This window comes from Pseudomonas sp. WS 5027, from assembly GCF_012985695.1.
Taxonomy (GTDB): Bacteria; Pseudomonadota; Gammaproteobacteria; order Pseudomonadales; family Pseudomonadaceae; genus Aquipseudomonas; species Aquipseudomonas hygromyciniae.
On the sequence record NZ_JAAQWU010000004.1, the window covers coordinates 20,959 to 47,413 of the forward strand.

The following is a 26,455-nucleotide window of genomic DNA, read 5'->3' on the forward strand; positions in this document are numbered from 1 at the left end:
GGCGTTGAGTATCTGTCGCATGCGCCAGCGCAAACACCCACGTTTGTTCAAATCACTCTTGACCAGAAATCATGAGTCCCATTGTGCTGATAAGGCGAGCTTGCAGGGGACAGAGGCTACCCACCACTGGCCTTTCTTGTGGCGAGCGGGCTTGCCCCGCGCTGGGCGGCAAAGCCGCCCCAACAGCCTCACCACGTTCTGCCAGATACGCCGAGGTGGTTGGTTTTGGGGCTGCTACGCAGCCCAGCGGGGGACAAGCCCCCTCGCCACAACTGTAGGTTTCTACAGAGCTTTGAGTTGGCGGGCCAGGTCCAGCACCACTTTGCCGCTGCCGACATTGGGCACCAGGTGGGTAAACGGGATATCGAGCATGCGGTTTTCCCGCACCGCCCGCAGGCGCGACAGCACCGGGTCGCGGGTCAGCAACTGGCGTTTGCGGCTGGCCGGGGACCATACGGCATCGGCCAGCAGAATCACGTCCGGGTCGCTCATCAATAACGTCTCGCTGCTGACCGTGACCCGGTATTGATTGATCCCGGCCAACAGGTTACGAGCACCGGCCGCAGCCAGCAGGGCGGTGACGAAACCTTGCCGACCCTCGCTGTCCAGGCCGTTGACTTCACTGTCGAGATAAAACACCGACAAGGGTTTTGCCGGCTTGGCCAGTGCCTGGGCGCTGGCCAGGTCGGCGTCCAAAGTGCCAATCAGTTCGCGGGCCCGCTGCGGTTTGTGCAGCAGGTTGCCCAGGGTCAGCAGGTCGGTGCGAATATGCCCGAAGTAGTCCAGGGAGCGCCCGGCACAGGCCGACTCCAGCAGATACGAGCCCACACCATTGCCGGCCAGCCCGGTACGCGAGGTGATGCCGTTGCCAAAGGCCGTGGCAAAACCGCCCACCACCAAATCCGGTCGTTGCCCATATAGCACCTCGCTGGCTGGGTAGCGCGGGGCAATGACCGGTACACCCAAGTACTTACCCTGCTGATGCGCGGCGCCGTTGTCATCCAGGTACGCCACACCCACCAGTGCCGGGCCGGCGCCCAGGGCCAGCAGCATATCGGCGGCGTGCTGGTTCAGGGCGACGATGCGCGACGGCGGCGTATGGGGCAGCCGCCAATCCTGCTGGCAATTGCGATAGCCGTCCGCCAGGGCCGACGCACTGCACAGTAGGGCGATGGCCAACCCTCCCAGGCGTTTCATGGGCGCTCCCGGATCAACAGTTCTTCGACCACTTCACCGCCCACCAGATGCACATCCACCAGGCGCAGGGCATCGGCCTTGCTGCGCACCCCATACCAGCAGCGCTCCGGGTAGACCGTGAGCACCGGCCCCAGGTTGCACGGGAACTGGCAATGAGTGCGCGTCAGCAATACGCCGCCGGGCACTTCGATGCGCTGCTGCTCCAAGAGACGCCGACGCAGGGTTTTCCATAGTTGCAAGGCGCCCCGCTGGGTGCAGCGCGGGCCGGTACACAGCAGCACATGGCGGGCATGCTCAGGGATATGGGACCAGTCGGGGTGGGTGTCCACCCCGTCGATTTGGCTGATTTCAGTCATCAGAAGCGATACGTGTAACGCACCTCAGAGGTGAACGGTCGGCCCAGGTTGTCGACATTGCTGGAGCGGCTGGTGACGTAGTCGCGGTCGAACAGGTTTTCTACCAGCAGGCTCACGCGGTGCTGGTGGGCGTTGTCGAGGTAACGATAGGCGTCGGCGTCCACCACCGAATAGTGGCCGTATTCGACTCTTTTCGAGCTGATCACATCGTGGATATAGCGGATGGCCGCGCCGGCGCCCCACAGTCGATTCTGTGCTTCGAACCCCACTCGCGAGCGGGCGAAGAAGCTCGGCACATCATTGATGGTCACCCCGGTGCGCGACTCGGTCAGGTTGCGGGTCATGTCCGCCTGCAGGCTCCACTGCTCGTTGAGCGCCCACTTGGCATCGGCTTCGAAGCCGCGCACCTGGATCTGGCCCTGGCCGTTGACCCACTGGGTGTCGTCGAGGGTGATCAGGTCGGTGATCTTACGCTTGAACAGGGTCACGCTGGCGCTGAACTCGCGGTCGGCCAGAAGGCCCTTGTAGTCCAGGCCCAGCTCGGCGTTGCGGCTTTTCTCCGGCTTGAGGTTGCGGTTGCCGAGCTCGTCGCCGGGTTCGTTGACGAACAGTTGCTCGGCATTGGGCAGCTTGTACGCCGTACCGTACTGGCCGCGCAGGGCCCAGTTGGCGTTGAGGTCGTAGAGCGAGGTGAGCATGCCGACCGTGGCGCTGTCGCCGCCGCTCATGGTTTCGTGGCGCACGCCGAGGCTCGGGTGCCAGTCGGGCAGGGCGTCGATCTGCGGGCGCAACTGGGTGTACACGGCGTGGGCTTCGGCCTTGTTATTGTCGATGACCAGCACGTCGTCCTGGCCCTTGAACCACTGGTTGTCGGAACCGAATACCAGCACATGGCCGCCCGCAAGCTCGGCCTTGCCTTCGGCCTGCACGCCCCAGTCGGTAAAGCCCCAGTAGTCGTTGTGATTGCGCACCACGGTGCCGCCGTTGGCGGTGTTGTTGATCCGTGAGTAGCGGGTATCCCAGTCGTTGATATGGCCCTTGACGAAGTAGCTCAGCCGCTCGTTGATGCTCTGTTCGAAGGTCGCCGTGGCAATCTGCTGCACACGGTCGTTGGTGGTCTTGCGGTTATTGGTGGCGCCGGCGAAGTCCAGGTTGGCGTCGGTGTACTGGTAAAACAGCTCCAGGCGCGAGTCATCGCCCAAGGACTGGATGGCCTTGGCGCCGAGTGTGGTGACTTCGTAGGACCGTTTCTTGTCGGTGACGTTGCTCATGTCGCGGTTGCGAAACGGCTGGTAGCCCTCGGACACGTTATGGCTGACATAGGCCAGCAAGCCCAGGTCGCCCAGGCCATTGCTGAAAATTCGCTCGGCCCGGGCGTCGCCGGTGGTGCCGCCAAAGGTATCGACGCCCAGGTTGGTTTCGCCGGATACGTCACGGGTCTGCGGGCTGCGCGTGACAATGTTGATGACTCCCGCCACCGCTTGGGTGCCGAACAGCAGGCTCTGGCCGCCTTTGAGCACTTCGATGCGTTCCACTGCATTGGCCGGCAAGGTATCCAGGTACAGGCCACCGTACAGGCGGTTGTTCAGGCGTACGCCGTCGAGCAGGATCAGGGTGTCGTCATTGCGCCCGCCCAGCAGGGAATAGGTGCCGTAGTCGAACGGGCCGTTTTTTGGCGCGACGTAGAAGCCGGGGATGAACATCTGCATTGCCCGCGTGATATCGGCACTGGGGCCGGCGCGTTCGATCTGTTCGCGGGTGACGATCTCGACTTTGCTGCCGTATTGGGCCATGTCGGCCACGGTGGTGGATTCCACCGACGGTGCGGAAACGGTCTGCGCCTTGAGCTCCAGGGCGCTGTTGCCAGCCAGTAGCAGGGGACTGAACAGACAACCCAACAGCAAGCTTGGGCCAGAAGTGACGTAACGTTGAAAAATCATAGTCTTCTCGAAAAGTATCTTCGCAGAAGCATGCAGGAGAAGGTATCGAGCACACGCCAATACCGGCCCATGCCCGCCCACCGCAGGATTTTGCCAAACAGAAATTCCAGGCCGGTCTCCGGGCTCTCGCGTATCGAACCCTTCACCTTCCCATGGCGCTCTAGCCACAGTGGTGTGTCGAAGGGGTCACGCGAATACCGTTGCGGGGGCAGCACCGGACTTGCTCGATCGAGCGTACCGGTTTCCCGTTTCACCCCATGCACGGCGGCATGAGGCACCTGAAACAGGGCGGCATCTGAACATTCCAGCGACCGTTGGTCAACTTCTCTAGTGGTCGAACCGGTGTGTCTGGATCGTTGTAATATGGCGGCTTCGCTTGATCACCAGAGCCGCACGTCCATGCAGAGCACCCGATTGACGCTGATTTGCCATGGTGCGACCCGCGCGCAAAAGCGTGGGCATTTCGCCCTTGATGAAGCCCTGGAAACGCCGCCGTCGCCCTTGAGTCTGGCTGCACGTTTCAAAAAGGCGCCACGCCTGTTGTGCGGTCCTGAGACCAGGGCCCGGCAAACGGCGACGCTGTTCGGTGAGCACGCAACGATTGATGATGGGTTGCGCGACATGGATGTCGGTCATTGGCGCGGCCTGGATATCAATGACATCGACCGCGACGAACTGACGACCTGGCTCACCGACAGCGCCAGCGCGCCTCATTGTGGCGAGTCAGTGCTGCAGTTGTGCGAGCGCGTCAGCCAGTGGCTGGAAAACCTCACAGCGCAGCCCGGCCATGTGCTGGCGGTGACGCACCCATCGGTGATTCGTGCCGCTTTGCTTCATGTCATGCAAGCACCCATCGCTATGTTTTACCTGATTGATGTGGAGCCGCTGTCGTCCACCGAACTGCACTTCAACAACGTCTGGCGTCTGCGCCTGGAAACGCACAAGACCTGATCGGCGCGAACATGGCAAAATCCCGGCCCCGCACAGAGAACACCCCCATGAAAAAAATCCTGATCATCGGCATTGGCGCCGGCAACCCCGACTACATCACGATGCAGGCGGTGAAAGCGCTTAACCGCACCGACGTGTTTTTCCTGATGGACAAGGGCCAGAGCAAGGACAAGCTGATCGACCTGCGCCGGGAAATCTGCCAGACCTATATCGACGCCGGGCATGCCTACCGCTTTGTCGAAGCCGACTGCCCCGAGCGTGTGCGCGGCGAGATCGACTACACCACGGCGGTGCAGGATCTGAACCGCGACAAGCAGCAGACATTCGAGCGGATGATCAACGAACACATGGCCGACGGTGAAGTGGGTGCTTTCCTGGCTTGGGGCGATCCGGCGTTGTACGACAGTACGATCCGTATCCTGCAGGCGATCCTGGCCAGTGGCAGCTGCGCGTTTGAGTTCGAGGTCATCCCTGGGATTACCAGCGTCCAGGCCCTGGCGGCCCAGCATAAGGTGCCACTGAACCGCATTGGCCGTTCCATCGAGATCACCACCGGGCGCCGGCTTGCGGCGGGGCAGGCCAGTGATGCCGATACGCTGGTGGTGATGCTGGATGCCGAGGACTCTTACCGGAGCGCGGATCAGCAGATGGACATCTACTGGGGCGCTTACCTGGGCACCCCGGATGAAATCCTGATCAGCGGCAAGGTGGCTGAAGTGGCCGGGGAAATCGAGCGCGTGCGCAAGGCGGCGCGCCAGGCCAATGGCTGGATCATGGATACCTACCTGCTGCGCAAGCCTTAGGCGTTCTGGCTGTTGGAATGCAATCAAAAAATGTGGGAGCGGGCTTGCTCGCGAAAGCGGCGGATCAGTCAGTCGATGTATTGACTGACACACCGCTTTCGCGAGCAAGCCCGCTCCCACATTGGATGTTTGTTGTTTGACCTGGCGGGGTTATTTGCCGCTGGTGATCTGCCTTACCAGCAACTCATGCCCCTTCACATCGTCTGCCCGGGAAATGGCCTGGATCACCAGCGACCGGTTGCCAGAGCCGGCGAGGAAGGTCGAGTTCAAGGTCTTGCCGCCGCCCATGCTGGCCGTGCCATCAATCTGGCGCAGGCCCACGCCTTTGATCAGCAGTGTCTTCTGCGCCAGTTTCTTGTAGTCCGGCAGGCTGGTGCCTACGCCCTTGAGGAAACCTTCAGCTGCGCCATCGAGAAACAGCGGTTCGTCGTCCTTCAGGTCGATGCCGTCGTTGCGCAAGGTCTGGGCCACGACCACCACGCTTTTTGACGCCTGATTGATATACATCGTGCCGTTGGATCCCGCGGTGCCTTGGGCCTGTACGCCGGCGGGCAAGGCGTCGGCGACGTAGCCCTTGGGCAAGGTGAAGGTGAACTTGCCGTCCAGGGTCGAGACGATCTGGAAGTCATCCGGCGGCGCTGCGGCCGGCTTGGCGGCCGCGAACAGCGGGCTGGCGCCCAGGCTGACGGTCAGCGCCAGGGCCAGGCGGGCGGCGGTTTTGCTGAGGCTGAGCATGAGGTCTTCCAATGGATGAACGAAATTGCGGCATATTCTGTCAGAAAATTCGCAATTTCGTTCAGGTCCATCCTCAAACCTTCCCGGACTCCTCCTCAAGGCGGTCCATTTCAAACAACCGTGCCAGTTCGGCACGGGATTCCTGGGCCGACTGCATCACCTTGGCTGCATCGTCATACACCGCGTGCTGGGCGGTCAGCAGTTGCAGGTCGTGATGCTTGAAGCGGTTGATCCGCGCATCGGCCTGGGCCTCGCTCAGGCCCAGGCCGACCAAGGTGCGGCGGCTCATTTCCAGGCTGGAGTAGAAAGTTTCGCGCACCGGTGACGCGTCCAGGTCCACCAAGCGATGCACGTGCTGGCGGTTACGGGCGCGGGCGATGATTTTCATGTGCGGGTAGAGGTTGCGCACCAGTTCGGCGGTCTTGATGTTGATTTCCGGATCATCCATGGCGATCACGAAGTACTCGGCCTGGTCGACTTTCGCCGCGTGCAGGATTTCCGGGCGCTGGGGATCACCGTAAAACACCGGCATGCCGCCGAAACTGCGGGTCAGCTCGATGGTTTCCACCGAGGTGTCGAGGGCGATAAACGAGATGTTCTGGGCCCGCAGGATCCGCGCCACGATCTGGCCCATACGGCCCATGCCCGCGATCACCACCCGGGGCGCGTCGCTCTCGATGGCGCGGTATTCTTCCGGCACGTGCACCGGCTTGGCTTTGGACCGAAACAGCTTGGGACACAGCAGTAACAGCAGCGGGGTAAGGGCCATGGACAGGGTGATGGTCAGCACCAGTACGTCGTACAGGTGCGGAGCAAACAGGCCCTGGTCGCGACCGATCTTGAACACCACGAAGGCAAACTCACCACCGGCCGCCAGCACCACACCCAGGCGTACGGCGCTCTCGCGGTTGAGTTCGCCGACCATCTGCCCGACCGCGTACAGCAGCGGCAACTTGATAGCGATCAACAGCAGGGTCAGCCCCAGCACCACAAAGGGCGTGCTGAACAACAGGCCGATATTGGCGCCCATGCCCACGCTGATAAAGAACAGCCCCAGCAACAGGCCTTTGAACGGCTCGATTTGCGATTCCAGCTCGTGGCGGTATTCGGAGTCGGCCAGCAGCAAGCCGGCGAGGAACGCGCCGAGGGCCATGGACACCCCCACCAGTTCCATCAGCCAGGCCGTGCCGATCACCACCAGCAGCGCGGTGGCGGTGGACACTTCGCGCAGGCCGGTCTTGGCGACGATGCGAAACACCGGGCGCAGCAGGTAGCGACCGCCGATGATCACCACGGCGATGCTGCCCAATACCTGCAAACCGTGGTTCAGGTCCTGGGCGGCGGTGGTGGTGTGGTCGCTGCCGGCCAGCAGCGGCACCATGGCAATCAGTGGGATCGCCGCGATGTCCTGGAACAGCAGGATCGCAAAGGCCAGGCGTCCGTGGGGGCTGTTCAGTTCCTTGCGTTCGGCCAGGCTTTGCAAGCCGAAGGCGGTGGAGGACAGCGCCAGGCCCAGACCCAGCACAATCGCACTGTTCCATGACTGGCCAAATGCCCAGAGCGCCACTGCGCCCATCACCATGGCAGTCAACAACACTTGCGCCAGACCCACGCCGAACACTGCCTTGCGCATCACCCACAGGCGTTTGGGCGACAGTTCCAGGCCGATGATGAACAGCAACAACACCACGCCCAGCTCGGAGAACTGCGCGACGCTTTGCGGGTTGCCTATCAACCCCAGTACCGAAGGGCCGATGATCACACCGGCGAACAGATAGCCCAGCACCGCACCAAGTTTCAGGTGCTTGGCCAGGGGCACGGTGAGTACTGCGGCCAACAGGAACACCACGGCCGCTTGTAACAGGTTGCCTTCATGGGGCATCGCTTACTCCAGGATCTTTGAGGCGAATCGATAGGGCGCTATTAGAACGCGGTTTGGCGATTTTGAATCTGAATTTTTACTAAACCATGGCCAGCGGGTGGCTCGGTCATCAGTAGGTTGCTGTCGACAGCCATCCACGCTGTTACTATCGCCCTCCGCCGTCACCAAGAGCCAGCGCCTCATGCAACATCAGTGGGATGAAATGCACCGCACCCGCAAGCCCTCGTTCGTGCTGTGCGGCGAGCCCCAGGGGCAGGTGCTCAATCTCTATGTCCATGGTTATTCCGCGTTTTTCAACCAGCAACAGTTGGCCAGTTTCCAGGCGCAACTGGCGGGGATCGAAGGCTCGACCAACCTGATGCTGTTCTGGCCGGCCGGGCATTTCCTGGAAAACCTGTTCGCCCCCTTCAAGGACATCATTGCCTCGATGCTCGGCGGCGGCACCCTAGGCGCGGCAACCGTGGGCCTGGGCAAGGCGGTGGGCTATTTTCTCGATCACTACAAAAGTGTCGAGGCGCGGGTGGACGAAGTGGCCAGGACGCTGTTGACGGAGCTGGCCAACTACCTGCATGCCGAATCCATCGAGGTGCGCCAGATCAACCTGATCGGCCATTCCCTGGGCGCTCGTCTACTGGTCAAGAGCCTGCTGGCCAACCCGGAGCTGGCCCGGGAGCTGCCGCTCAATCACCTGTTGTTGATGGGCGGCGCGATTTGCACCTCCAGCCCCTGGGAGCAGGTCTCGGCGCCGCTCAAGGGGCGGGTGATCAACTGTCATTCCAGCAAGGACTGGGCCCTGGCGCTCAAGCCGGATGCCGAGCGCTGCATTGGCCGTTACGCCATTCCCCTGACCCCGTCCCTCAAGGGCAAAGTGACCAATGTGCATCTGGTCACCTTCGACCATGCCGCCTACTGGCCGCAGTTGAAGACCGTGGTGCAGTACACCGATTTGCTGCACGAGCGCCGCGGCATGATCCGTGCGGACCAGCGCAGTGCCGAGGTGCGCTTTGCCGAGGAAGACGTGGACCTGTTGCCGGTGCTGCGTCAGGCCCGGGCGCCAGAGTTGCAGTTTCTCGCCGAACTGATGGCCGCCAAGCGCAGTGCGACCATCGATGGCGAGGTGCGCGATCCACTGAAGTTGGCGATCGAGTTACAGCGCATGGGCGGTGACAGCTTTATGAACCTGGCCCGTGGACACGGTGTGAGTTATCGCCAGTTGGCCCAGGATGTGGCCCTGCGCGTTGGTCTGAAGTTTGACCAGCCCATCGACAGCGTGGCCCTGGTGACCCTGGAAGAGCGGGTCGCCGAAACGCTGATCGAGCAGTACAAAGACAAACTCAGCCTGGCAGACCGCGCGGTGTTCGAGGCCGAACTCCGGGCAGCGGCGCAAAAGGAGCAGGGGTTTTTCCACCGATTCGACGTCGGCCGTTCGGCTACTACCGCCTTGAGCGGTACGGCGCTGGCCGGGTTGACCGGGTTTATTGTGCGGCGCGGTGCGGCCACGGCGATTCCGGTGGTGGGGCAGGCGCTGGCGGCGGCTATGCTGCTGGTGAGCGGGGTGCGGGCGTTTTCGGGGCCGGCGTATTCCATCACTACCCTGGCGGTGCTGGTGCTGGGGGTGATTCGCCAGCGTATGGAGCGCGAAGCGCTGAATCAGGAAATGGACCTGGTGATGCAGGTGGTCGAGGCGCTTGATCTCCGTGGCGAGGGGGCTTGTGTCCCGTTGGGCTGCGCAGCAGCCCCAGTAAGCCTCACCTAGATTTTTCAGATAGACCGAGATAGCAGGTTTTGGGGCTGCTGCGCAGCCCAACGGGGGACAAGCCCCCTCGCCACTGGTAACACCGATACTCCTATATTTGCCTGGTACCCAACGTGAAATTCAGCCTGCCGAAAATTGCCACCGCACCGTTCTGCCCACCGGAAGTGGCGGGCACCATCCCCGTCGATCCCCGTGCGCCGTTTTTCAAACGGGTGCTGCAGTTTGCCGGTCCCGGCCTGTTGATTTCCATCGGCTACATGGACCCCGGCAACTGGGCCACGGCCATCGAGGCCGGGTCGCGCTACGGCTACAACTTGCTGTTTGTGGTGTTGCTCGCCAGCCTGGCGGGGATGGCGGTGCAGTGCCTGTGTTCGCGGCTGGGCATCGCCACCGGCAAGGATCTGGCGCAGTTGTGCCGCGAACGCTACAGCCAGCGTTCGGCGCGCACCCAATGGGTGCTGGCGGAAATCTCGATCATCGCCACCGACCTGGCCGAGGTCCTTGGCTGCGCCCTGGCGTTCCACCTGCTGCTGGGGGTGTCGCTGACCACCGGCATTGTCATCACCGCCTTTGACACGCTGCTGATCCTGGCCCTGCAAAACCGTGGCTTCCGGCGCCTGGAAGCGATCATGCTGGCGCTGGTGGCGACCATCGGCGTGTGTTTTTTCGTCGAACTGGTGTTGATCAAGCCTTATTGGCCGGACGTCATGCGCGGTTTCACGCCGTCCCTCTCGGCGATCAGTGACGCCGCGCCGCTGTACCTGGCCATCGGCATCCTCGGGGCCACCGTGATGCCCCATAACCTGTACCTGCACACCTCGATTGTGCAAACCCGCCTGTTCGGCAAGGACCTGGCCAGCCGCCAGGACGCGGTCAAGCTGGCGCGTATCGACACCATCGGCTCCCTGGCCCTGGCCCTGCTGGTCAACGCCGCGATCCTGGTGCTGGCGGCTGCGGCGTTCCACCAGACCGGCCATACCGAGGTGGTCGAAATCCAGGACGCCTACCTCTTGCTGGACCCGCTGGTGGGCGGCGCCTTCGCCAGTATCCTGTTCGGCATTGCCTTGCTGGCGTCCGGGCAAAGCTCGACCTTCACCGGCACCATCGCCGGCCAGGTGATCATGGAGGGCTACCTCAACCTGCGGATTCCCTGCTGGCAACGCCGCCTGATCACCCGTGGCCTGGCGCTGATCCCGGCGTTCCTCGGGGTGTGGTTGATGGGTGACGATGCCATTGGCAAGTTGCTGATCCTCAGCCAGGTGGTACTCAGCCTGCAGTTGCCCTTTGCCCTGTACCCGCTGATCCGCATGACCGGCGACCGACAATTGATGGGACCGTTCGTCAATCGCCTGCCCACCCGGATCCTGGCCTGGAGCCTGTTCAGCGTGATCAGCGGCGCCAACGCCTGGCTGATCGGCCAGTGGCTGTTCTGATTCAGCGGTCCCAGTAGGGCACGCTGCCGAAGCGCTCGACAAAGAAGTCGATGACCGTGCGTACCTTCACCGACAACCGCCGGCTGCCGGGCCACAGGGCGGCAATCTGCTGCGGCTCTAGGGTGGTTGCCACTTCGTAATCGCTCAGTACCGCCTGCAAACGCCCGTCGCGCAGGCTGTCGCCGATCAGCCAGGAAGGAAACACCACGAACCCCAGGCCTTGTTCGGCGGCGCGTGCCAGGGTGTCGGCGTGGTTGCCGGTGATCGGGCCCTTGACCGTGTAGGGCGTCCAGTCGCCCTGTTCGCGGCGAAAGAACCAACGTTGCTGGCCGTTCACGCCCTTGTACGCCAGGCACTGGTGGTTGAGCAGCTCATCGGGATGGCGCGGCGTGCCGCAGCGCGCCAGGTACTCGGGGCTGGCGGCGATCCGGTAGCGCTGGGGCGCAAAAATGCGCGCCTGCATCCCGGAATCGTTGAGCACACCGATACGGAACAGCAGGTCGGCGCCTTCCTGTAGGGGGTCGACGTAGGTGTCGGTCTGCTGGATATCCAGTTGCAGCTTGGGATAACGCTGGCACAACTCGGCCAGCCAGGGCGACAGGTGCCGCTGGCCGAACACCATGGGCGCATTGATCCGCACCAGGCCGCTGGGTTCGCTTTCCTGTTCTTGCAGGGCCTGCCCGGCCTCTTCCAGTTGTTGCAGCATCAGGCGCGCATGATGCCCGAGCAAACGCCCGGCTTCCGTGGGGCTGACCGCACGGGTGTGCCGGTAGAGCAATTGCTGGCTCAGGGCCTGTTCCATCAACTGGATCTGCCGGGAAATGGAGGAGGGCGCCAAGCCCTCGCGGCGTGCGACTTCAGAGAAACTGCCGTGATCCAGCACCGCCACAAACAGGCGCAGCGCCTTGAAACTCAACTCGTTGAAGCCCTGCATGGTCACTCCATTCTGTGCGTGTTGCGCAAAAGTGTTGTCGGCATGCTCCCATTTATCGCACAGCAGGGCCACCGGATAATGCGCGCCATTGTTCTTCTCTGACCTGTAGGTGGTGTATGCAAACTTCTTCGCTCGAGGCCGCGCGCCCCAAGCACCGACTAGGCCTGCTGCTGTTGCCGCTGGTGATCCTGGCGGGCATGGGCCTGTCGGTGGAAGCCGGCCTGTTGGGACCCCTGGGCGCCCAGGTAGGGCACCTATGGGCCACCTTGAGCATCTTCGGGGTGGGCACGGCAATCCTCCTGTTGCTGCTGCTGTTCAGCGGCCCGCAAAAAGGTCCGGCCCTCAACGAACTGCCGCGCTGGCAACTGATCGGGGGCTTTCTTGGGCCGATGTATGTGGTGGTGCTGACCCTGGCCACGCCCCATATCGGGATTGCCATGACCATGATTGCGATCCTCTCCGGCCAGGTCGGCAAGAGCGTGCTGATCGACCACTTTGGCTGGTTTGGCACCGCCCGCAAGCGGGTCAACGGTGAACGCTGGATGGCCCTGCTGTTGATTGTGGTGGCTCTTGTTTTGATTGCGCGGGGTTAAGGCGATGAATCTGATTCTATTGTTGGTGCTGGTGGTTGCCGCCGGCGCGGTGTTGAGTGTGCAAGCGGCGATCAATGGGCGCCTGGGGCAAACTGTCGGCGTGCTGCGCAGCAGCCTGGTGACGTTTGCGGTAGGCACGCTGGTGACCGGCCTGTTGATTCTGTTCTTCGAACCGGCCCAGGCCGTGAGCCTGCTCGAGGTGCCCAAGTGGCAATTGACCGGGGCGTTGTTTGGCGTGGTGTACATGATGGTGATGGTCGGTGCGGTACCGATCGTGGGCACGGCGGTGGCGACGGTGGCGGTGATCGTCGGCCAACTGGCCATGGGCATGCTGATCGATAACTTCGGCTGGATGGGCAACACCGCCATCGAACTGTCTGCCAGCCGGGTGCTGGCAATGGCGTGTCTGGCGTTGGCCTTGGTATTCATGTATCGCAGCAGTACGCGCCAGGTTGATTAACGGCGAATGGCGCTAGCGTCGACAGGCAGCGTAAGCTGCCTGACTTTTCCCCCTATCGTGGAGTTTTATCGTGGCCAAAGCAGCTGCTGTCATTGAAATCCCGGTCTCGGCCGATCAAGTCTGGCAACTAGTCGGTGGGTTCAACTCGTTGCCCGATTGGTTGCCGCTGATTGCCAAGAGCGAGCCGGGCGAAGGTGGGCGTGTGCGTCACTTGAAGACCGTGGATGGCGCGGTGGTGGTCGAGCATTTGCAGACCTTTGATAACGCGGCGCGCACCTACAGCTACACCATCAGTGAGTCGCCGTTCCCGGTCAGTGCGTATCTGGCGACATTGCAGGTTCAAGCGCTGGGCGAGCACTCGGCCAAAGTCACCTGGTCGGGCGTGTTTACCCCGATTGCCGGCGTGACCGATGCTGAGGTTGAAGAGCTGTTCAGCGGTGTTTATACCGGCGGCGTTGAGGCGCTGCGCAAAAACTTCCCGGCCTGATTGCCACAGGGGGGCTCCTACAGAGGGGTTTGTGCGCGACAGTCCAGGGTCAGTCGCGCGCCACCACGCTCGCTGCTGCCGACTTCCAGGCCAAAGCCATGCAGGTTGATGATCGCCGCCACAATCGACAGGCCCAGGCCAAAGCTGCCCTGTTGCTGCCCGTCATCGACCCGGTAAAAACGCTGGAACACCGCTACCCGTTCCGCTTCGGGAATCCCTGGGCCGGTATCCAATACCTCGATGCGCGTGCTGCCAGCCTCGTTGCTGCCTCGCAGCAGCACTTCGCCACCCGGTGGGGTGAACTTGATCGAATTACTCAGCAGGTTGGCCAGGGCTTCGAACAGCAGCGCCCGGTCGCCGGTAATCGATGGCAATGCTTCGGGGGCTTGCAACAGCAGTTCCAGCTGACCTTCTTCCGCCAAGGGCAGGTAGAAGTCATGGAGTTCCTGGAGCAAGGGCAGGGGATCGAAGACCCGGAAACCGGAGCGTCGTTGACGATCCTCCAATTCGGAGATGCGCAGCAAACCGCGAAAGCGCGCCATCAGCGTGTCGGTCTCGCTGATGACTTCGTCGAGCTGCAAGGCCTGGGGCGAGCCTTCGGCGGTCTGCTGCTTGATCCGATACAACTGCGCCCGCAAGCGGGTCAGCGGTGTGCGCAGGTCGTGAGCAATGTTGTCGCAGACACCCTTGACCTCGTTCATCAGCTTTTCGATGCGCTCAAGCATGGCGTTGACGATGGCCGCCAGCATGTCCAGTTCGTCGCGGCGGTTGGACAGCGGCAGGCGGTGGGTCAGGTCGCCGGCGACGATGGCTTCGGCGCTGGCCTGGATCCCGCGAATCCGCCGCAAGGGGCGCCGGCGTAGCAGGTGCCAGCCGGCGACGCCGGGGATGATGGTCAGGGAGATCGCCCAGAGCAGGGCTTGCAGGATGATCCGGGTCACGCCCAGCAACGAGCCGTTGTCGCGCACCAGCACCAGCCAGCGGCCATCCTGGGTGTGGGTCGCCACCGCATCGCAACTGCCCCGGGGCAGTTTCGGGTCATCCGATTCGGTGCAGTTGGCCAGGGCATGGATGTGCCCGTCGAGGGGCAAGTCTGCCGGGATCTGCTGGATCGGGCCGCTAAGGGGCCGTTGTTGGCCATCGAACAGGCCATAGGCGTCAATTCCCTTCATATCGAAGGTCATGCTGGTGGCCAGGGCTTCATCCAGTTGCGCGCCCTCGAAGCGCTGGAACAGGTGCTGGCGCTGCATCAGCGAATGGCGCGAGAGGTCGCCCAGGTACCCCGAGACTTCGTAATAGAGCACCCCCATGAGGATGCAACTCCAGGCCACGAACAGCGAGCTGTAGAGTGCCAGCAGGCGGCTGCTGGAGGAGCGCCAGCCGTTAGACGGGTTCAGCAATGACATAGCCCGAACCTCGTACCGTGCGGATCAGCGGCGTCAGGCCCGGCGGGTCGATTTTCTTGCGCAGGCGGCCAATATGCACGTCGATCAGGTTGGTGCCCGGGTCGAAGTGATAGCCCCAGACTTCCTCGAAAATCATCATCCGCGAGAGGATTTGCCCGGTGTTGCGCATCAGGAATTCCAGCAGCTTGTACTCGGTGGGCAGCAGGCTCAGCGGCTGGTCGGCGCGACTGGCTTCGCGGCTGATCAGGTTCAGTTCCAGGTCGGCCACGCGCAATGCGGTTTGCGCGGTCTTGAGTGCATTGTTGCGCCGCAGCAGCACCTCGACCCGGGCGGCCATTTCGTCGGAGGCAAAGGGTTTGGTCAGGTAATCATCGCCCCCGGCGCGCAGCCCGCGCACCCGTTCATCCACGTCGGAGAGGGCGCTGATCATCAGGATCGGCGTCGCCACCCCGAGGGTGCGCAAGGTGGTGACGATGGCCAGGCCATCGAGCTCCGGGAGCATGCGGTCGAGGGTGATCAGGTCGTAATCGCCACTCACCGCTCGCGACAGGCCCTCGCGGCCGTTGTCGACCCAATCCACGTCCAGTCCATGACTGCTCAGCTCGGCGACGATCTCGCGGGCCGTCACGGCGTCGTCTTCGATGGTCAAAATGCGCGTCATAAGGGTTACCTGGTCACACTGGAGTGGGGGGCATTTTGCCAAAAAATGATCGCGAGGTTTCTAAAAGAAAATTCATGTAGGCATGGCGGGCTCGGTCAAAATGTGGGAGCGGGCTTGCTCGCGAAAGCGGTGTATCAGTAAATGCATCCGGGGCTGATACACCGCTTTCGCGAGCAAGCCCGCTCCCACAGGGTTCGGTGCCTGTCTTGGGAATGCATAACGCCCGCTACTTACACGGCGTTCTTGCAAGTTGCATGATCCTAGGAAGTTCAACTTGCTTATCTCATTGAAATCAATGGGGTTTTATTTTGGTGGCGACTGGCACGGCGGCTGCACTGTCCTTTTCGACAGATGTAACACCATTTTTCATGCCTGGAGCACAACAACAATGATGACATCCTCATCCACTTTGCAAGAGTCGAGCACGCTCTCCGGGGTTTCCTGGGGGGCGATCTTTGCCGGGGCTGCGGCAGCTGCGGCGTTGTCCCTGGTTTTGGTGCTGCTGGGCTTCGGCCTGGGCTTTTCGGCGGTGTCGCCGTGGGCCGACAGCGGCATCAGCGCCAAGGGCCTGGGAATCTCCACGATTGTCTGGCTGGCCTTTACCCAGATTGTCGCGGCAGGCCTGGGCGGTTATATCGCCGGCCGGCTGCGGGTCAAGTGGGCCAACATGCATGGCGATGAGGTGTACTTTCGCGACACCGCCCATGGCTTTCTCGCCTGGGCCGTGGCCACGCTGGTGACTGCGACCCTGGTGGTCGGCTCGGTCAGCAGCATTGTCAGCGGTGGTGTACAGGCCGGTGCGAGCGTGGCCTCGGGTGCCGCCAGCGGCTTGACCCAGGCTGCCGGCAACGCAGCCAATGGCGATGACTTCGGCTATTACGTCGACAGCCTGTTCCGCGATGATCGCCCGGCAGCGGCCAGCGATGACGCGGTGCATGGCGTGGTGGCGCGGATCTTCGCCCGCACCCTGGGCAACGACGGCCAGTTGGCTGCCCAAGACCGTGCCTACCTGGCGCAGTTGATCAGCCAGCGCACCAACCTCAGCCAGGCCGATGCCGAACGGCGTGTCGACCAGGTCTACGGTGATGCCCGCAAAGCCCTGGAAGATGCCAAGTTGAAGGCCAAGCAGGCCGCCGATACCGCCAGCAAGATCGCCGCCGTGACCTCGCTGTGGACCTTCGTCGCGCTGTTGCTCGGTGCCTTCTTTGCCAGTTTCGCCGCTACCTTCGGCGGTCGCCGTCGGGATGCCGTGGTGTACCTGGAAACCATTCGTTAATTCAAGGAGAACGTCATGCGCTCATTACTGCTGTGGTTCCTCGGTGTGCCGATCCCGGTCATTATTCTGATCGCGATCTTTATGCACTAACCCGCGTATCCGCTTGATCAAGGCCGCTCCTGCATGGCAGGGGCGGCCTTTTTTGTTAATCGTCAAACCCCACCTGCTCGTGAATCTCATCGACCTTCAGCTCCAGCCGGTACGCCACGGCAATAAACAGCGCCTGGCACAGGCACAGCGTGGCGCTCAGCGAGCGGAACGCAAACGACGATCCTTCATTGACCAGCAACACCGTGTTGGCACGCTTGGCCAGCGGTGACAGGTTGCTGTCGGTGATGATCAGCGTCTTGGCCTGGTGATGCTGGGCGATGCGCAGGCAGTGCTGGGTTTCCTTGCCGTAGGGGGTGAAGCTGATGGCGATCACCAGGTCATTGGCCCGCACGCTGCGCATCTGTTCGCGGTAGCTGCCGCCCAGGCCCGAGACCAGGTGGATGCGCTTGTTGGTGTGCTGCAGGTTGTAGACCAGGTAGTCGGCCACTGCAAAAGACCGGCGCACCCCGACCACGTAGATATTGTCGGCGTTGACCACCAGGTCCACGGCTTTCTCGAAGGCGGCGTCGTCCAGCTCCAGGCCCAGGCGCTCGATGCCAGACAGCGTGGCATTCACGCATTCACGGGCCAGGTCGCCGCCGCTGGCTTTCTGCGACTTGTTGGCGATCATGCTGCGGATGCGCTGCTGGTAGTTCTGCACCGGCGTGGTCTTGTGGGTATACGCCTCGCGAAACAGCGCCTGCATTTCACTGAAGCCGCTGAAGCCAAAGCGCTGGGAAAACCGCACGATGGCCGAAGGATGGACTTCGCATTCCCGGGCGATATCGCTGATGCGGTCAACCATGATCCGATCGCTCTGCTGGCTCATGTAGCTGGCGATGCGCTTGAGCTGGCGGGGCAGGCTTTCGTATTCCTCGGTGATCAACTGCAACAGACGCTCGGCATTGATCGGGGGACTGGCGAGAACCTCGGTTGCCTCGGTCTCGGCGGGCGCCTGCTGATCGGTGCGGGACATAAGCAATCCTTCTGGCTTGTTCTTACAGGGCAGGTGACGGACACCTGGCCCCTGACAATAGGTCAATGGGCGCAAGTCTACAGGGAAGGCGGCAAAAAATATCCAGATGGAAAATATATTCCACATAAAATATTTATAGAATAAATATTGATTGCTGGCGCTGGACGTCCTAGTCTGCATCCACCAAGAGCGTCGCCATCACGATGGCAGGCGCGGGCTGATAAAAATAACAGGAGCCAGCATGGGCCAGACTCGTTTTGCCAGTGGGCGTCAATTGGATCTGATTTGTCTTGGGCGCCTGGGCGTCGATCTGTATGCGCAGCAAGTCGGGGCGCGGCTGGAGGATGTCTCCAGTTTCGCCAAATACCTGGGCGGTTCCTCCGCCAATATCGCCTTTGGCACGGCACGGTTGGGGCTCAAGTCGGCGATGTTGAGCCGGGTCGGCGACGATCATATGGGGCGCTTTCTGGTGGAGTCGTTGTTGCGTGAGGGCTGTGATGTCAGTGGTATCACCGTCGATCCACAACGCCTGACCGCCATGGTCCTGCTGGGCCTCAAGGACCGCGAAACCTTCCCTCTGGTGTTCTACCGCGAAAACTGCGCAGACATGGCCCTGTGTGCCACGGATATCCGCGAAGACTTTATTGCCAGCAGCAAGGCGCTGTTGATCACCGGCACCCATTTCTCCACCGATGGCGTGTACCAGGCCAGCCTCCAGGCCCTGGCCTACGCCGAGCGGCACGGCGTCAAGCGCGTGCTGGATATCGATTACCGCCCGGTGCTCTGGGGCCTGGCGGGCAAGGCTGACGGCGAGACCCGTTTTGTCGCCGACCAGAACGTCAGCCAGCACCTGCAAGGCATCCTGCCGCGCTTTGACCTGATTGTCGGTACCGAGGAAGAATTTCTGATTGCCGGCGCCAGCCACGACCTGCTCAGCGCCTTGCGCACAGTGCGCCAGCTGACAGCGGCGACGTTGGTGGTCAAGCTCGGCCCGCAAGGCTGCACGGTGATCCATGGGCCCATTCCGGCGCGCCTGGAAGACGGCGTGATCTATCCCGGTGTGTGTGTCGAAGTGCTTAACGTGCTGGGGGCCGGTGATGCGTTTATGGCGGGCTTTCTCAGCGGATGGTTGAACGACGCCGATGACGCGCGTTGCTGCCAACTGGCCAATGCCTGCGGTGGGTTGGTGGTGTCACGCCATGCCTGCGCGCCGGCGATGCCGAGCCCGGCCGAGCTTGAGTACCTGTTCAGCAGCCCGGTGGCGATCACCCGGCCGGATCAGGACCCGGTATTGCAGCGCCTGCATCAGGTCAGTGTGCCGCGCAAAGCCTGGAAGCAGCTGTTTGTGTTCGCCTTCGACCATCGCTGGCAACTGCTGGAACTGGCGCAAAAAGGCGGCCAGGACCCGGCGCGGATCAACGCGATCAAGCAACTGTTTATCCAGGCGGTCGAGCGCGTTGAAGGCAAACTGCGCGAGCAGGGCGTTGAGGCCGACGTGGGCATTCTGGCCGATCAGCGTTTTGGCCAGGATGCGCTGAACGCCGCCAGTGGCCGTGGCTGGTGGATCGCGCGTCCGGTGGAGGTGCAGGGCTCGCGGCCGCTGGCGTTCGAGCACGGTCGCTCGATCGGCAGCAACCTGATCGCCTGGCCCCAGGAGCAGATCATCAAGTGCCTGGTGCAGTTTCACCCCGACGACGAGCCGCTGTTGCGCCTGGAGCAGGAAGCGCAGCTCAAGGCTCTGTATCAAGCCGCGCAAACCAGTGGCCATGAACTGCTGCTGGAAGTGGTGCCGCCCAAGGATCATCCCTCGACCTACCCGGATGTGCTCTATCGCAGCCTCAAGCGCCTGTACAACCTGGGTATCTACCCCGCGTGGTGGAAGATCGAGGCACAGACCGCCGAGCAGTGGCACAAGCTCGATGAGCTGATCGAGGAGCGCGACCCCTATTGCCGGGGCGTGGTATTGCTGGGCCTAAATGCGCCGGCGCACTCGTTGGCCGAAGGCTTCCAGCAGGCCAGCCAGAGCCGGACCTGCCGTGGGTTTGCCGTGGGCCGCACGATCTTCCAGGAGCCGAGCAGGGCGTGGATGGCGGGTGAAATTGACGACGAAACGCTGATCCAGCAGGTGCAGCAGACCTTCGAACAACTGATCCAGGCCTGGCGCAGCTCGAGAATTTAAACACGCTCAACTGTAGGAGCTGGCTTGCCTGCGATAGCGGTGGGTCAGGCACTTAATGTGTATCTGGCAGACCGCTATCGCAGGCAAGCCAGCTCCTACCCAAGCTGATTTCAGGTTAAAACAATAAAAGGTGCAGCCATGCCCGCAATCCGTATTGGCATCAACCCCATCTCCTGGAGCAACGACGACCTGCCGGCCCTGGGCGGCGAGACGCCCTTGAGCACCGCGCTCAGCGAAGGCAAGGCCATTGGCTACGAAGGTTTCGAGCTCAACGGCAAATTCCCCAAGGACGCCAAGGGCGTGGGCGATGTGTTGCGTCCCTACGACCTGGCGCTGGTCTCGGGCTGGTACTCCAGCCGCTTGGCCCGGCGCTCGGTGGCCGAGGAAATCGACGCCATCGCCAGCCACGTGCAACTGCTGCGCGAGAACGGTGCCACGGTGCTGGTCTATGGCGAGGTGGCCGACTCGATCCAGGGCTCGCCGATCCGCCTGATCGAGCGCCCGCGCTTTCACAGCGAACAGGCCTGGCAGACCTATGCCGACAAACTCACCGAACTGGCGCGCTTTACCCTGTCCCAGGGCGTGCGCCTGGCCTATCACCACCATATGGGCGCCTATGTCGAATCCCCGGAGGACATCGACACCCTGATGCGCCTCACCGGCCCGGAGGTCGGCCTGCTGTTTGATTCGGGGCACTGCTATATGGGTGGCGGCGAACCGGTGGAGGTGCTGCGCAAGCACCTGGAGCGTATCTGCCATGTGCATTTCAAGGACGTGCGCAAACCGGTGGTGCAACTGGCGCGCAACCAGATGTGGAGCTTTCCCGACTGTATCGTCAACGGCACCTTCACCGTGCCCGGCGATGGCGATATCGACTTCGCCGAATTGCTGGACGTGCTGCTGGGCGCCAACTACAGCGGCTGGCTGGTGGTGGAGGCCGAGCAGGATCCGGCTGTGGCGCCCAGCTATATCTATGCGAAAAAAGGCTTCGATACCTTGCGCGCGCTGTTGGACGCGAGGGCCGGACAATGAGCCTGTTGGTCAAAAGCACGCCCCGTGGGCAAACCCTGGTCGCGCTGCCAGCCGGCGGCCTGGAGTATGTGGGGTTTAGCGCTTACCGCCTGGCCCTGGGGCAAACGCTGCCGGTCATTGCCGACGACAAAGAGCTGTGTCTGGTGCTGCTCACTGGTCGGGTGACGATCGAGGGCGAGGGTTTCAGTTGGCAGAACCTTGGGGATCGCCAGTCCGTGTTCGAGGATAAATCGCCGTTCGCCGCCTATCTGCCGCCGCACACGGTGGCCCAGGTGACAGCCCTGAGCGATGTGCAGATCGCCGTGTGTGCTGCGCCGGGCTCCACTGGCGCTGGTCTTGCGCCCCGGCTGATCCGCCCCGAGCACTGCAAGCGCAGCGTGCGCGGCAAGGGCGCCAACACCCGCTACGTCTGCGACATCCTGCCCGATAGTGAGCCGGCGCATTCGCTGCTGGTGGTGGAGGTGCGCACGCCGTCCGGGCATTCGTCCAGCTACCCGCCGCACAAGCACGACACCGATGACCTGCCGCACCAGAGCTTTCTCGAAGAGACCTACTACCACCAGGTCAACCCGCCCCAGGGCTTTGTGTTCCAGCGGGTGTACACCGACGACCGCAGCATCGACCAGGCCATGGCCGTGGAAAACCACGACCTGGTGGTGGTGCCCAAGGGCTATCACCCCGTCAGCGTGCCGTATGGCTACGAGTCGTATTACTTGAACGTGATGGCCGGGCCCAAGCGCGCCTGGCACTTTCACAACGACCCGCAGCACAGCTGGTTGCTGGATCTCTAACAACGCCAAATCCAAAAGACACGGGTGCGAAACATGACCACAACCCGATTGACCATGGCCCAGGCCCTGGTGAAGTTCCTTGATAACCAGTACATCGAAGTCGATGGCGTGCAGAGCAAGTTTGTCGCCGGGGTGTTCACCATCTTCGGCCACGGCAACGTGCTGGGCCTGGGCCAAGCCCTGGAGCAGGGCAGTGGCGACCTGGTGGTGCACCAGGGCCGCAACGAGCAGGGCATGGCCCATGCCGCGATTGGTTTTGCCAAGCAGCACCTGCGGCGCAAGATCTACGCCTGTACGGCGTCGGTCGGCCCCGGCGCGGCGAATATGCTCACCGCCGCCGCAACCGCCACGGCCAACCGCATCCCGCTGTTGCTGCTGCCGGGCGATGTGTATGCCTGCCGCCAGCCGGACCCGGTGTTGCAGCAGATCGAACAATTCCATGACCTGAGCATCAGCACCAACGACGCCTTTCGCGCCGTGAGCAAATACTGGGACCGCATCAACCGCCCCGAGCAGTTGATGAGTGCGGCGATCCACGCCATGCGCGTGTTGACCGACCCGGCCGAAACCGGCGCGGTGACCCTGGCCTTGCCCCAGGACGTGCAGGCCGAGGCCTGGGACTACCCCGATTACTTCCTGCAAAAACGCGTGCACCGCCTGGATCGCCGCCCGGCTACCGACGCGATGCTGCAAGACGCCGCCGCGCTGCTCAAGTCCAAGCGCAAGCCGTTGATTATCTGCGGTGGCGGGGTCAAGTACTCCGGCGCGAATGCCGCGCTGCAAGCGTTTGCCGAGCGCTTTCAGATCCCCTTTGCCGAGACCCAGGCCGGCAAGAGCGCAATCGTCTCCAGCCATCCCTTGAATGTCGGCGGCATCGGTGAAACCGGGTGCCTGGCCGCCAACCTGCTGGCCCGGGACGCCGACCTGATCATTGGCATCGGCACGCGCTACAGCGATTTCACCACGTCGTCGAAATCGCTGTTCCAACACCCCGAGGTGCAGTTTCTCAACCTCAATATCAGCCCCGGCGATGTGCTGAAACTCGACGGGGTACAGGTGCTGGCCGATGCCAGGGTCGGGTTGCTGGCATTGGCCGAGGCGCTGTGCGATTACGCCACGCAATGGGGCGAGCAGCCACGCCAGGCCCGCGCGCAGGGGGATGCCGAGGTGGACCGGGTCTATCAGGCGCGCTACACCGACGCCGATTTCACCCCCGAGATCAATGACCACATGGACCCGGCGGTGCTGCGCGAATTTATCGAGTTGACCGGCTCCTGCCTGACCCAGAGCCAGGTACTGGGCGTGCTCAACCAGACCCTGGCCGACGACGCAGTGATTGTGGCCGCCGCCGGCAGCCTGCCGGGGGATTTGCAGCGCAGTTGGCGCAGCAAGGGCGTCAACACCTATCACGTCGAGTACGGCTATTCGTGCATGGGCTACGAGATCAACGCGGCCCTAGGGGTGAAGCTGGCGGAGCCTGCGCGCGAGGTCTACGCCCTGGTCGGCGATGGCTCCTACATGATGCTGCATTCGGAGCTGGCGACCTCGATCCAGGAGCGGCGCAAGATCAACGTGGTGCTGCTGGACAACATGGCCTTCGGTTGCATCAACAACCTGCAGATGGGCAATGGCATGGACAGCTTCGGCACCGAATTCCGCTTCCGCAACCCCGACAGCGGCAAGCTCGATGGCGGCCTGGTGCCGGTGGATTTCGCCATGAGCGCGGCGGCCTATGGCTGCAAGACCTACAAGGTGACAACGCTTGCGCAACTGCACGCCGCGCTGGCTGATGCACGAACGCAGAGCGTGTCGACGCTGATCGATATCAAGGTGCTGCCCAAGACCATGATCCATGGCTACCTGTCGTGGTGGCGGGTCGGCGTGGCCCAGGTGTCCACCAGCGAGCGCACCAACGCCTGCGCCAAACAACTCAATGAACGCCTGGCCAAGGCCCGGCAGTACTGACAATAAGAGGAGTGTTGCCATGTCTTTGAAGCTGGGTGTGATCGGTACAGGCGCGATCGGCCGGGACCATATCCGCCGTTGCAGCCAGACCTTGCTCAACAGCCAGGTGGTGGCGGTCACCGATATCAACCTTGAGCAAGCGGCCCAGGTGGTGGCGGATCTGCAACTCGATGCCGAGGTATACGCCGACGGTCATGCGCTGATCAACTCGGCGCAGGTCGAGGCGGTGCTGGTCACGTCCTGGGGCCCGAGCCACGAGGAGTTTGTGCTGGCGGCGATTGCGGCGGGCAAGCCGGTGTTCTGCGAAAAGCCCCTGGCGGTCACGGCCCGGGGCTGCCGCAATATCGTCGAGGCCGAAGTGGCCCACGGCAAGCGCCTGGTCCAGGTCGGTTTCATGCGCCCATACGACCAGGGCTACCAGGCCCTCAAGGCGGTCATCGACAGCGGCCAGATCGGTGAGCCGTTGATGCTGCACTGCGCCCACCGCAACCCAACGGTGGGCGAGAACTACAACACCGGCATGGCCATTACCGACACCTTGATCCACGAACTGGACGTGCTGCGCTGGCTGCTGGCCGATGACTATGTGTCGGTGCAGGTGGTGTTCCCGCGTAAAACCAGCAAGGCCCTGAGCCATTTGCGCGACCCGCAGATCGTGCTGCTGGAAACCGCCAGGGGCACGCGGATCGATGTGGAAGTGTTTGTGAACTGCCAGTACGGCTATGACATCCAGTGCGAAGTGGTGGGGGAGACCGGCATTGCCAAATTGCCAGAACCGTCCCAGGTGCAACTGCGCAGCGGCGCGAAGCTGTCGACGGCGATTCTGATGGATTGGAAAGACCGCTTTATCGCCGCCTATGACGTGGAATTGCAGGCCTTTGTCGATGGCGTGCGTGCCGGCCAGGTGGGCGGGCCTTCGGCCTGGGATGGCTTTGCGGCGGCAGTGGCGGCGGATGCGTGTATCGAGGCCCAGGGCAGTGGGCAGATCGTTGCGGTCAGCCTGCCGGATCGCCCGGCGTTCTACGGCTAGCGCGGTCAAAGTAGGAGCTGGCTTGCCTGCGATGGCGGTGGATCAGTCAAGTATTTCTAACCTGATCCACCGCCATCGCAGGCAAGCCAGCTCCTACATGTTGATTGGGTTTGCAGATCACGAGAGGAGTTGGTTCATGCGCATCGGACTGGTTGGGTACGGCCACGGTGGCCGTTTTTTTCATGCCCCGCTGATTGCCACATTGCCTGGGGCGACGTTTGTCGGCGTGGTGACACGTTCCCCCGAGCGGCGCCAGCAACTGGCGACGGAGCATCCCGGATTGCCCGCTTTCGACAGCATCGCGCAGATCGTTGACGCCGGGGTGGATGTGCTGGTGATTTCCACCACCCTCAAGGGCCGCCCGGCCCTGGTGCTGGAGGCTATCGAATCGGGTGTGGCGGTGGTCAGCGACAAACCCTTCGCCAGCAATGCCGAACAGGCCCAGGCGCTGATTACCGCCGCCGAACGTGAAGGGGTAAAACTCAGTGTCTACCAGAACCGGCGCTGGGACTCGGACTACCTGACCCTGCGCAAGCTGCTGGATGCCGGCGCCCTGGGCACGATCACCCGCTTTGAATCCAGAGTCGAGCGCTACAGCCCGCAAGCGCTGGGCAACACCAGTGGCGGCGGGTTCCTGCGGGACCTGGGCAGCCATCTGGTGGACCAGGCCTTGCAACTGTTCGGCCCGGTGGAGCGGGTGTTTGCGCAATTGCAGTACAGCGTCGAGCATCCCACGGTCGATCATGGCTTCTTTGTCTGCCTGACCCACGCCAACGGAGTGATTTCCCACCTGTGGGGCAGCGCCCTGCAAAACTGCCAGGCCCCGCGTTTTCGGGTCAATGGCACGGCGGGTTGCTATACCGTCGAAGGCCTGGACGGTCAGGAAGAGGCGCTGTTGGCCGGCAAGAATCCAAAGACCGAGGGCGAACACTGGGGTGGCGAAGAACACCGACGCTGGGGCTGGTTTGAACAAGGCGCAGAACGCGAGCGTATCCCTTCGGAAAAGGGCGCCTGGAACCAGTTCTATATTCAGTTGCAAAGCGCAGTCCAGGGCCAGGGCGCGTTGCCGGTACAGGCCAGGGATGCCTGGGAAACCACCCTCGTACTGGATGCCGCAAGGCTCAGCGCCGAGCGCCGGCAAGTGGTGGAGATGGTGATGCTGGAAGGCCGAGAGTGGAAATAGAATAAAATTCTAAAATCAGTTGATATGGAAATTATTTTCCAATAAAGTCATTTCCAGGTTGCCGAAAGTCCCTCTCGACCTTCCTTTATAAAGAAGGCGCGGGGACTCAACAAAAACAAGATAAAAACAACCAGGTACCGTCAGATGAAAATCGTCAACGCTGTACTGCGAGTGTTACGTACTGCCTTCCCGCCCCGCACACGCCCCTTCTATTTTTCTTTTCTCAATGTCCTTTGCATCGAAAGCAAGGGTGCCCTGGTGTGCTGCATTCCAGGCGCGCCGGTGGTACGGCTGCCTGCTGCAAACTCATCGCTCTGATAGACGCTACGTCCAGAAAAC

The 26,455-nt window shown here is 62.4% G+C and carries 24 protein-coding genes and 1 riboswitch; of the genes, 15 read left to right on the top strand and 9 right to left on the bottom strand.

The window, feature by feature from the left end:
- Positions 1-282: 282 nt before the first annotated feature.
- The 3 genes from HBO09_RS06630 to HBO09_RS06640 are packed head-to-tail and all read right to left on the bottom strand — an operon-like array spanning position 283 to position 3,493.
- Positions 283-1,197 (bottom strand): ABC transporter substrate-binding protein, encoded by a 915-nt coding sequence (locus tag HBO09_RS06630; protein WP_169996528.1) that lies wholly within the window; start codon positions 1,195-1,197, stop codon positions 283-285.
- On the bottom strand, positions 1,194-1,553 hold the full coding sequence (locus HBO09_RS06635) for a (2Fe-2S) ferredoxin domain-containing protein (RefSeq protein ID WP_169996526.1): 360 nt from the start codon (positions 1,551-1,553) through the stop codon (positions 1,194-1,196). The genes HBO09_RS06630 and HBO09_RS06635 overlap by 4 nt, the downstream gene beginning before the upstream one ends.
- Positions 1,553-3,493: a TonB-dependent receptor gene (locus HBO09_RS06640; protein WP_169996524.1), complete on the bottom strand. Its 1,941-nt coding sequence runs from the start codon at positions 3,491-3,493 to the stop codon at positions 1,553-1,555. Before HBO09_RS06640 ends, HBO09_RS06635 begins: the two co-directional genes overlap by 1 nt.
- A 91-nt stretch (positions 3,494-3,584) precedes the next feature.
- Positions 3,585-3,790: riboswitch (cobalamin riboswitch) on the bottom strand.
- A gap of 102 nt (positions 3,791-3,892) precedes the next feature.
- On the opposite strand from HBO09_RS06640, the gene HBO09_RS06645 reads away from it, so the two are divergent.
- Together HBO09_RS06645 and cobF are read left to right on the top strand one after the other, a co-directional pair.
- Entirely contained in the window at positions 3,893-4,444 is a 552-nt protein-coding gene (locus HBO09_RS06645) for a histidine phosphatase family protein (protein WP_169996561.1), read from the top strand.
- 47 nt (positions 4,445-4,491) lie between these two features.
- Positions 4,492-5,247 carry a precorrin-6A synthase (deacetylating) gene (gene cobF / locus HBO09_RS06650; RefSeq protein WP_169996522.1) on the top strand — a complete coding sequence of 252 codons (756 nt, stop codon included), beginning with the start codon at positions 4,492-4,494 and terminating at the stop codon, positions 5,245-5,247.
- Between the two features lie 150 nt (positions 5,248-5,397).
- Here cobF and HBO09_RS06655 read toward each other — a convergent pair whose 3' ends face one another.
- Entirely contained in the window at positions 5,398-5,982 is a 585-nt protein-coding gene (locus tag HBO09_RS06655; protein ID WP_169996520.1) for a hypothetical protein, read from the bottom strand.
- A 73-nt stretch (positions 5,983-6,055) separates the two neighbouring features.
- Positions 6,056-7,864 carry a monovalent cation:proton antiporter-2 (CPA2) family protein gene (locus tag HBO09_RS06660; protein ID WP_169996518.1) on the bottom strand — a complete coding sequence of 603 codons (1,809 nt, stop codon included), beginning with the start codon at positions 7,862-7,864 and terminating at the stop codon, positions 6,056-6,058.
- A 181-nt stretch (positions 7,865-8,045) separates the two neighbouring features.
- Between HBO09_RS06660 and HBO09_RS06665 the strand changes: the two genes are divergently transcribed.
- Together HBO09_RS06665 and HBO09_RS06670 are read left to right on the top strand one after the other, a co-directional pair.
- Positions 8,046-9,620 (top strand): DUF726 domain-containing protein, encoded by a 1,575-nt coding sequence (locus HBO09_RS06665; protein WP_169996516.1) that lies wholly within the window; start codon positions 8,046-8,048, stop codon positions 9,618-9,620.
- A 113-nt stretch (positions 9,621-9,733) separates the two neighbouring features.
- A complete protein-coding gene (locus HBO09_RS06670) occupies positions 9,734-11,053 on the top strand; it encodes an Nramp family divalent metal transporter (protein WP_169996514.1) in 1,320 nt (439 codons plus the stop codon).
- A 1-nt stretch (position 11,054) separates the two neighbouring features.
- On the opposite strand, the gene HBO09_RS06675 is transcribed toward HBO09_RS06670, so the two are convergent.
- Positions 11,055-11,987 carry a LysR family transcriptional regulator gene (locus HBO09_RS06675; protein WP_169996512.1) on the bottom strand — a complete coding sequence of 311 codons (933 nt, stop codon included), beginning with the start codon at positions 11,985-11,987 and terminating at the stop codon, positions 11,055-11,057.
- Between the two features lie 116 nt (positions 11,988-12,103).
- Between HBO09_RS06675 and HBO09_RS06680 the strand changes: the two genes are divergently transcribed.
- From HBO09_RS06680 to HBO09_RS06690, 3 genes are all read left to right on the top strand, one after another.
- A complete protein-coding gene (locus HBO09_RS06680; protein ID WP_169996510.1) occupies positions 12,104-12,580 on the top strand; it encodes a DMT family transporter in 477 nt (158 codons plus the stop codon).
- 4 nt (positions 12,581-12,584) lie between these two features.
- Positions 12,585-13,040, top strand: coding sequence for a DMT family transporter (locus HBO09_RS06685; RefSeq protein WP_169996508.1), 456 nt, complete (start codon positions 12,585-12,587; stop codon positions 13,038-13,040).
- Between the two features lie 70 nt (positions 13,041-13,110).
- Positions 13,111-13,527, top strand: a complete 417-nt coding sequence (locus HBO09_RS06690) for an SRPBCC family protein (protein WP_159907112.1) — start codon at positions 13,111-13,113, stop codon at positions 13,525-13,527.
- Positions 13,528-13,544: 17 nt separating this feature from the next.
- Here the strand turns inward: HBO09_RS06690 and HBO09_RS06695 are convergent, their stop codons facing one another.
- Together HBO09_RS06695 and HBO09_RS06700 are read right to left on the bottom strand one after the other, a co-directional pair.
- Positions 13,545-14,933: a HAMP domain-containing sensor histidine kinase gene (locus HBO09_RS06695; protein WP_169996506.1), complete on the bottom strand. Its 1,389-nt coding sequence runs from the start codon at positions 14,931-14,933 to the stop codon at positions 13,545-13,547.
- On the bottom strand, positions 14,911-15,594 hold the full coding sequence (locus tag HBO09_RS06700) for a response regulator transcription factor (protein WP_029293076.1): 684 nt from the start codon (positions 15,592-15,594) through the stop codon (positions 14,911-14,913). Before HBO09_RS06700 ends, HBO09_RS06695 begins: the two co-directional genes overlap by 23 nt.
- Before the next feature lie 388 nt (positions 15,595-15,982).
- On the opposite strand from HBO09_RS06700, the gene HBO09_RS06705 reads away from it, so the two are divergent.
- The gene (locus tag HBO09_RS06705) at positions 15,983-16,870 is read left to right on the top strand and encodes a hypothetical protein (RefSeq protein ID WP_169996504.1); all 888 of its coding nucleotides are present in this window, start codon (positions 15,983-15,985) and stop codon (positions 16,868-16,870) included.
- A 145-nt stretch (positions 16,871-17,015) separates the two neighbouring features.
- On the opposite strand, the gene HBO09_RS06710 is transcribed toward HBO09_RS06705, so the two are convergent.
- On the bottom strand, positions 17,016-17,936 hold the full coding sequence (locus HBO09_RS06710) for a MurR/RpiR family transcriptional regulator (RefSeq protein ID WP_169996503.1): 921 nt from the start codon (positions 17,934-17,936) through the stop codon (positions 17,016-17,018).
- A gap of 241 nt (positions 17,937-18,177) precedes the next feature.
- Between HBO09_RS06710 and iolC the strand changes: the two genes are divergently transcribed.
- The 7 genes from iolC to HBO09_RS06745 all read left to right on the top strand — a co-directional run bounded on the left by iolC (position 18,178) and on the right by HBO09_RS06745 (position 26,434).
- The gene (gene iolC / locus HBO09_RS06715) at positions 18,178-20,115 is read left to right on the top strand and encodes a 5-dehydro-2-deoxygluconokinase (RefSeq protein ID WP_169996501.1); all 1,938 of its coding nucleotides are present in this window, start codon (positions 18,178-18,180) and stop codon (positions 20,113-20,115) included.
- A gap of 138 nt (positions 20,116-20,253) precedes the next feature.
- Positions 20,254-21,147, top strand: coding sequence for a myo-inosose-2 dehydratase (gene iolE / locus HBO09_RS06720; RefSeq protein WP_169996499.1), 894 nt, complete (start codon positions 20,254-20,256; stop codon positions 21,145-21,147).
- Positions 21,144-21,938, top strand: a complete 795-nt coding sequence (gene iolB / locus HBO09_RS06725; RefSeq protein ID WP_169996497.1) for a 5-deoxy-glucuronate isomerase — start codon at positions 21,144-21,146, stop codon at positions 21,936-21,938. The genes iolE and iolB overlap by 4 nt, the downstream gene beginning before the upstream one ends.
- A gap of 33 nt (positions 21,939-21,971) precedes the next feature.
- The gene (iolD, locus tag HBO09_RS06730) at positions 21,972-23,903 is read left to right on the top strand and encodes a 3D-(3,5/4)-trihydroxycyclohexane-1,2-dione acylhydrolase (decyclizing) (protein ID WP_169996495.1); all 1,932 of its coding nucleotides are present in this window, start codon (positions 21,972-21,974) and stop codon (positions 23,901-23,903) included.
- Positions 23,904-23,922: 19 nt separating this feature from the next.
- Positions 23,923-24,933: a Gfo/Idh/MocA family oxidoreductase gene (locus HBO09_RS06735; RefSeq protein WP_169996493.1), complete on the top strand. Its 1,011-nt coding sequence runs from the start codon at positions 23,923-23,925 to the stop codon at positions 24,931-24,933.
- A gap of 136 nt (positions 24,934-25,069) precedes the next feature.
- Positions 25,070-26,116 carry a Gfo/Idh/MocA family oxidoreductase gene (locus tag HBO09_RS06740; protein WP_169996491.1) on the top strand — a complete coding sequence of 349 codons (1,047 nt, stop codon included), beginning with the start codon at positions 25,070-25,072 and terminating at the stop codon, positions 26,114-26,116.
- 144 nt (positions 26,117-26,260) lie between these two features.
- A complete protein-coding gene (locus HBO09_RS06745; RefSeq protein ID WP_169996490.1) occupies positions 26,261-26,434 on the top strand; it encodes a hypothetical protein in 174 nt (57 codons plus the stop codon).
- Positions 26,435-26,455 lie beyond the last annotated feature (21 nt).

What these genes read in the sequence shown, in the direction of transcription:
- HBO09_RS06630 (WP_169996528.1), bottom strand. Translation starts at nt 1,197, where the DNA reads ATGAAACGCCTGGGAGGGTTGGCCATCGCCCTACTGTGCAGTGCGTCG.
- HBO09_RS06635 (WP_169996526.1), bottom strand. Translation starts at nt 1,553, where the DNA reads ATGACTGAAATCAGCCAAATCGACGGGGTGGACACCCACCCCGACTGG.
- HBO09_RS06640 (WP_169996524.1), bottom strand. Translation starts at nt 3,493, where the DNA reads ATGATTTTTCAACGTTACGTCACTTCTGGCCCAAGCTTGCTGTTGGGT.
- HBO09_RS06645 (WP_169996561.1), top strand. Translation starts at nt 3,893, where the DNA reads ATGCAGAGCACCCGATTGACGCTGATTTGCCATGGTGCGACCCGCGCG.
- cobF (WP_169996522.1), top strand. Translation starts at nt 4,492, where the DNA reads ATGAAAAAAATCCTGATCATCGGCATTGGCGCCGGCAACCCCGACTAC.
- HBO09_RS06655 (WP_169996520.1), bottom strand. Translation starts at nt 5,982, where the DNA reads ATGCTCAGCCTCAGCAAAACCGCCGCCCGCCTGGCCCTGGCGCTGACC.
- HBO09_RS06660 (WP_169996518.1), bottom strand. Translation starts at nt 7,864, where the DNA reads ATGCCCCATGAAGGCAACCTGTTACAAGCGGCCGTGGTGTTCCTGTTG.
- HBO09_RS06665 (WP_169996516.1), top strand. Translation starts at nt 8,046, where the DNA reads ATGCAACATCAGTGGGATGAAATGCACCGCACCCGCAAGCCCTCGTTC.
- HBO09_RS06675 (WP_169996512.1), bottom strand. Translation starts at nt 11,987, where the DNA reads ATGCAGGGCTTCAACGAGTTGAGTTTCAAGGCGCTGCGCCTGTTTGTG.
- HBO09_RS06680 (WP_169996510.1), top strand. Translation starts at nt 12,104, where the DNA reads ATGCAAACTTCTTCGCTCGAGGCCGCGCGCCCCAAGCACCGACTAGGC.
- HBO09_RS06685 (WP_169996508.1), top strand. Translation starts at nt 12,585, where the DNA reads ATGAATCTGATTCTATTGTTGGTGCTGGTGGTTGCCGCCGGCGCGGTG.
- HBO09_RS06695 (WP_169996506.1), bottom strand. Translation starts at nt 14,933, where the DNA reads ATGTCATTGCTGAACCCGTCTAACGGCTGGCGCTCCTCCAGCAGCCGC.
- HBO09_RS06700 (WP_029293076.1), bottom strand. Translation starts at nt 15,594, where the DNA reads ATGACGCGCATTTTGACCATCGAAGACGACGCCGTGACGGCCCGCGAG.
- HBO09_RS06705 (WP_169996504.1), top strand. Translation starts at nt 15,983, where the DNA reads ATGATGACATCCTCATCCACTTTGCAAGAGTCGAGCACGCTCTCCGGG.
- HBO09_RS06710 (WP_169996503.1), bottom strand. Translation starts at nt 17,936, where the DNA reads ATGTCCCGCACCGATCAGCAGGCGCCCGCCGAGACCGAGGCAACCGAG.
- iolC (WP_169996501.1), top strand. Translation starts at nt 18,178, where the DNA reads ATGGGCCAGACTCGTTTTGCCAGTGGGCGTCAATTGGATCTGATTTGT.
- iolE (WP_169996499.1), top strand. Translation starts at nt 20,254, where the DNA reads ATGCCCGCAATCCGTATTGGCATCAACCCCATCTCCTGGAGCAACGAC.
- iolB (WP_169996497.1), top strand. Translation starts at nt 21,144, where the DNA reads ATGAGCCTGTTGGTCAAAAGCACGCCCCGTGGGCAAACCCTGGTCGCG.
- iolD (WP_169996495.1), top strand. Translation starts at nt 21,972, where the DNA reads ATGACCACAACCCGATTGACCATGGCCCAGGCCCTGGTGAAGTTCCTT.
- HBO09_RS06735 (WP_169996493.1), top strand. Translation starts at nt 23,923, where the DNA reads ATGTCTTTGAAGCTGGGTGTGATCGGTACAGGCGCGATCGGCCGGGAC.
- HBO09_RS06740 (WP_169996491.1), top strand. Translation starts at nt 25,070, where the DNA reads ATGCGCATCGGACTGGTTGGGTACGGCCACGGTGGCCGTTTTTTTCAT.
- HBO09_RS06745 (WP_169996490.1), top strand. Translation starts at nt 26,261, where the DNA reads ATGAAAATCGTCAACGCTGTACTGCGAGTGTTACGTACTGCCTTCCCG.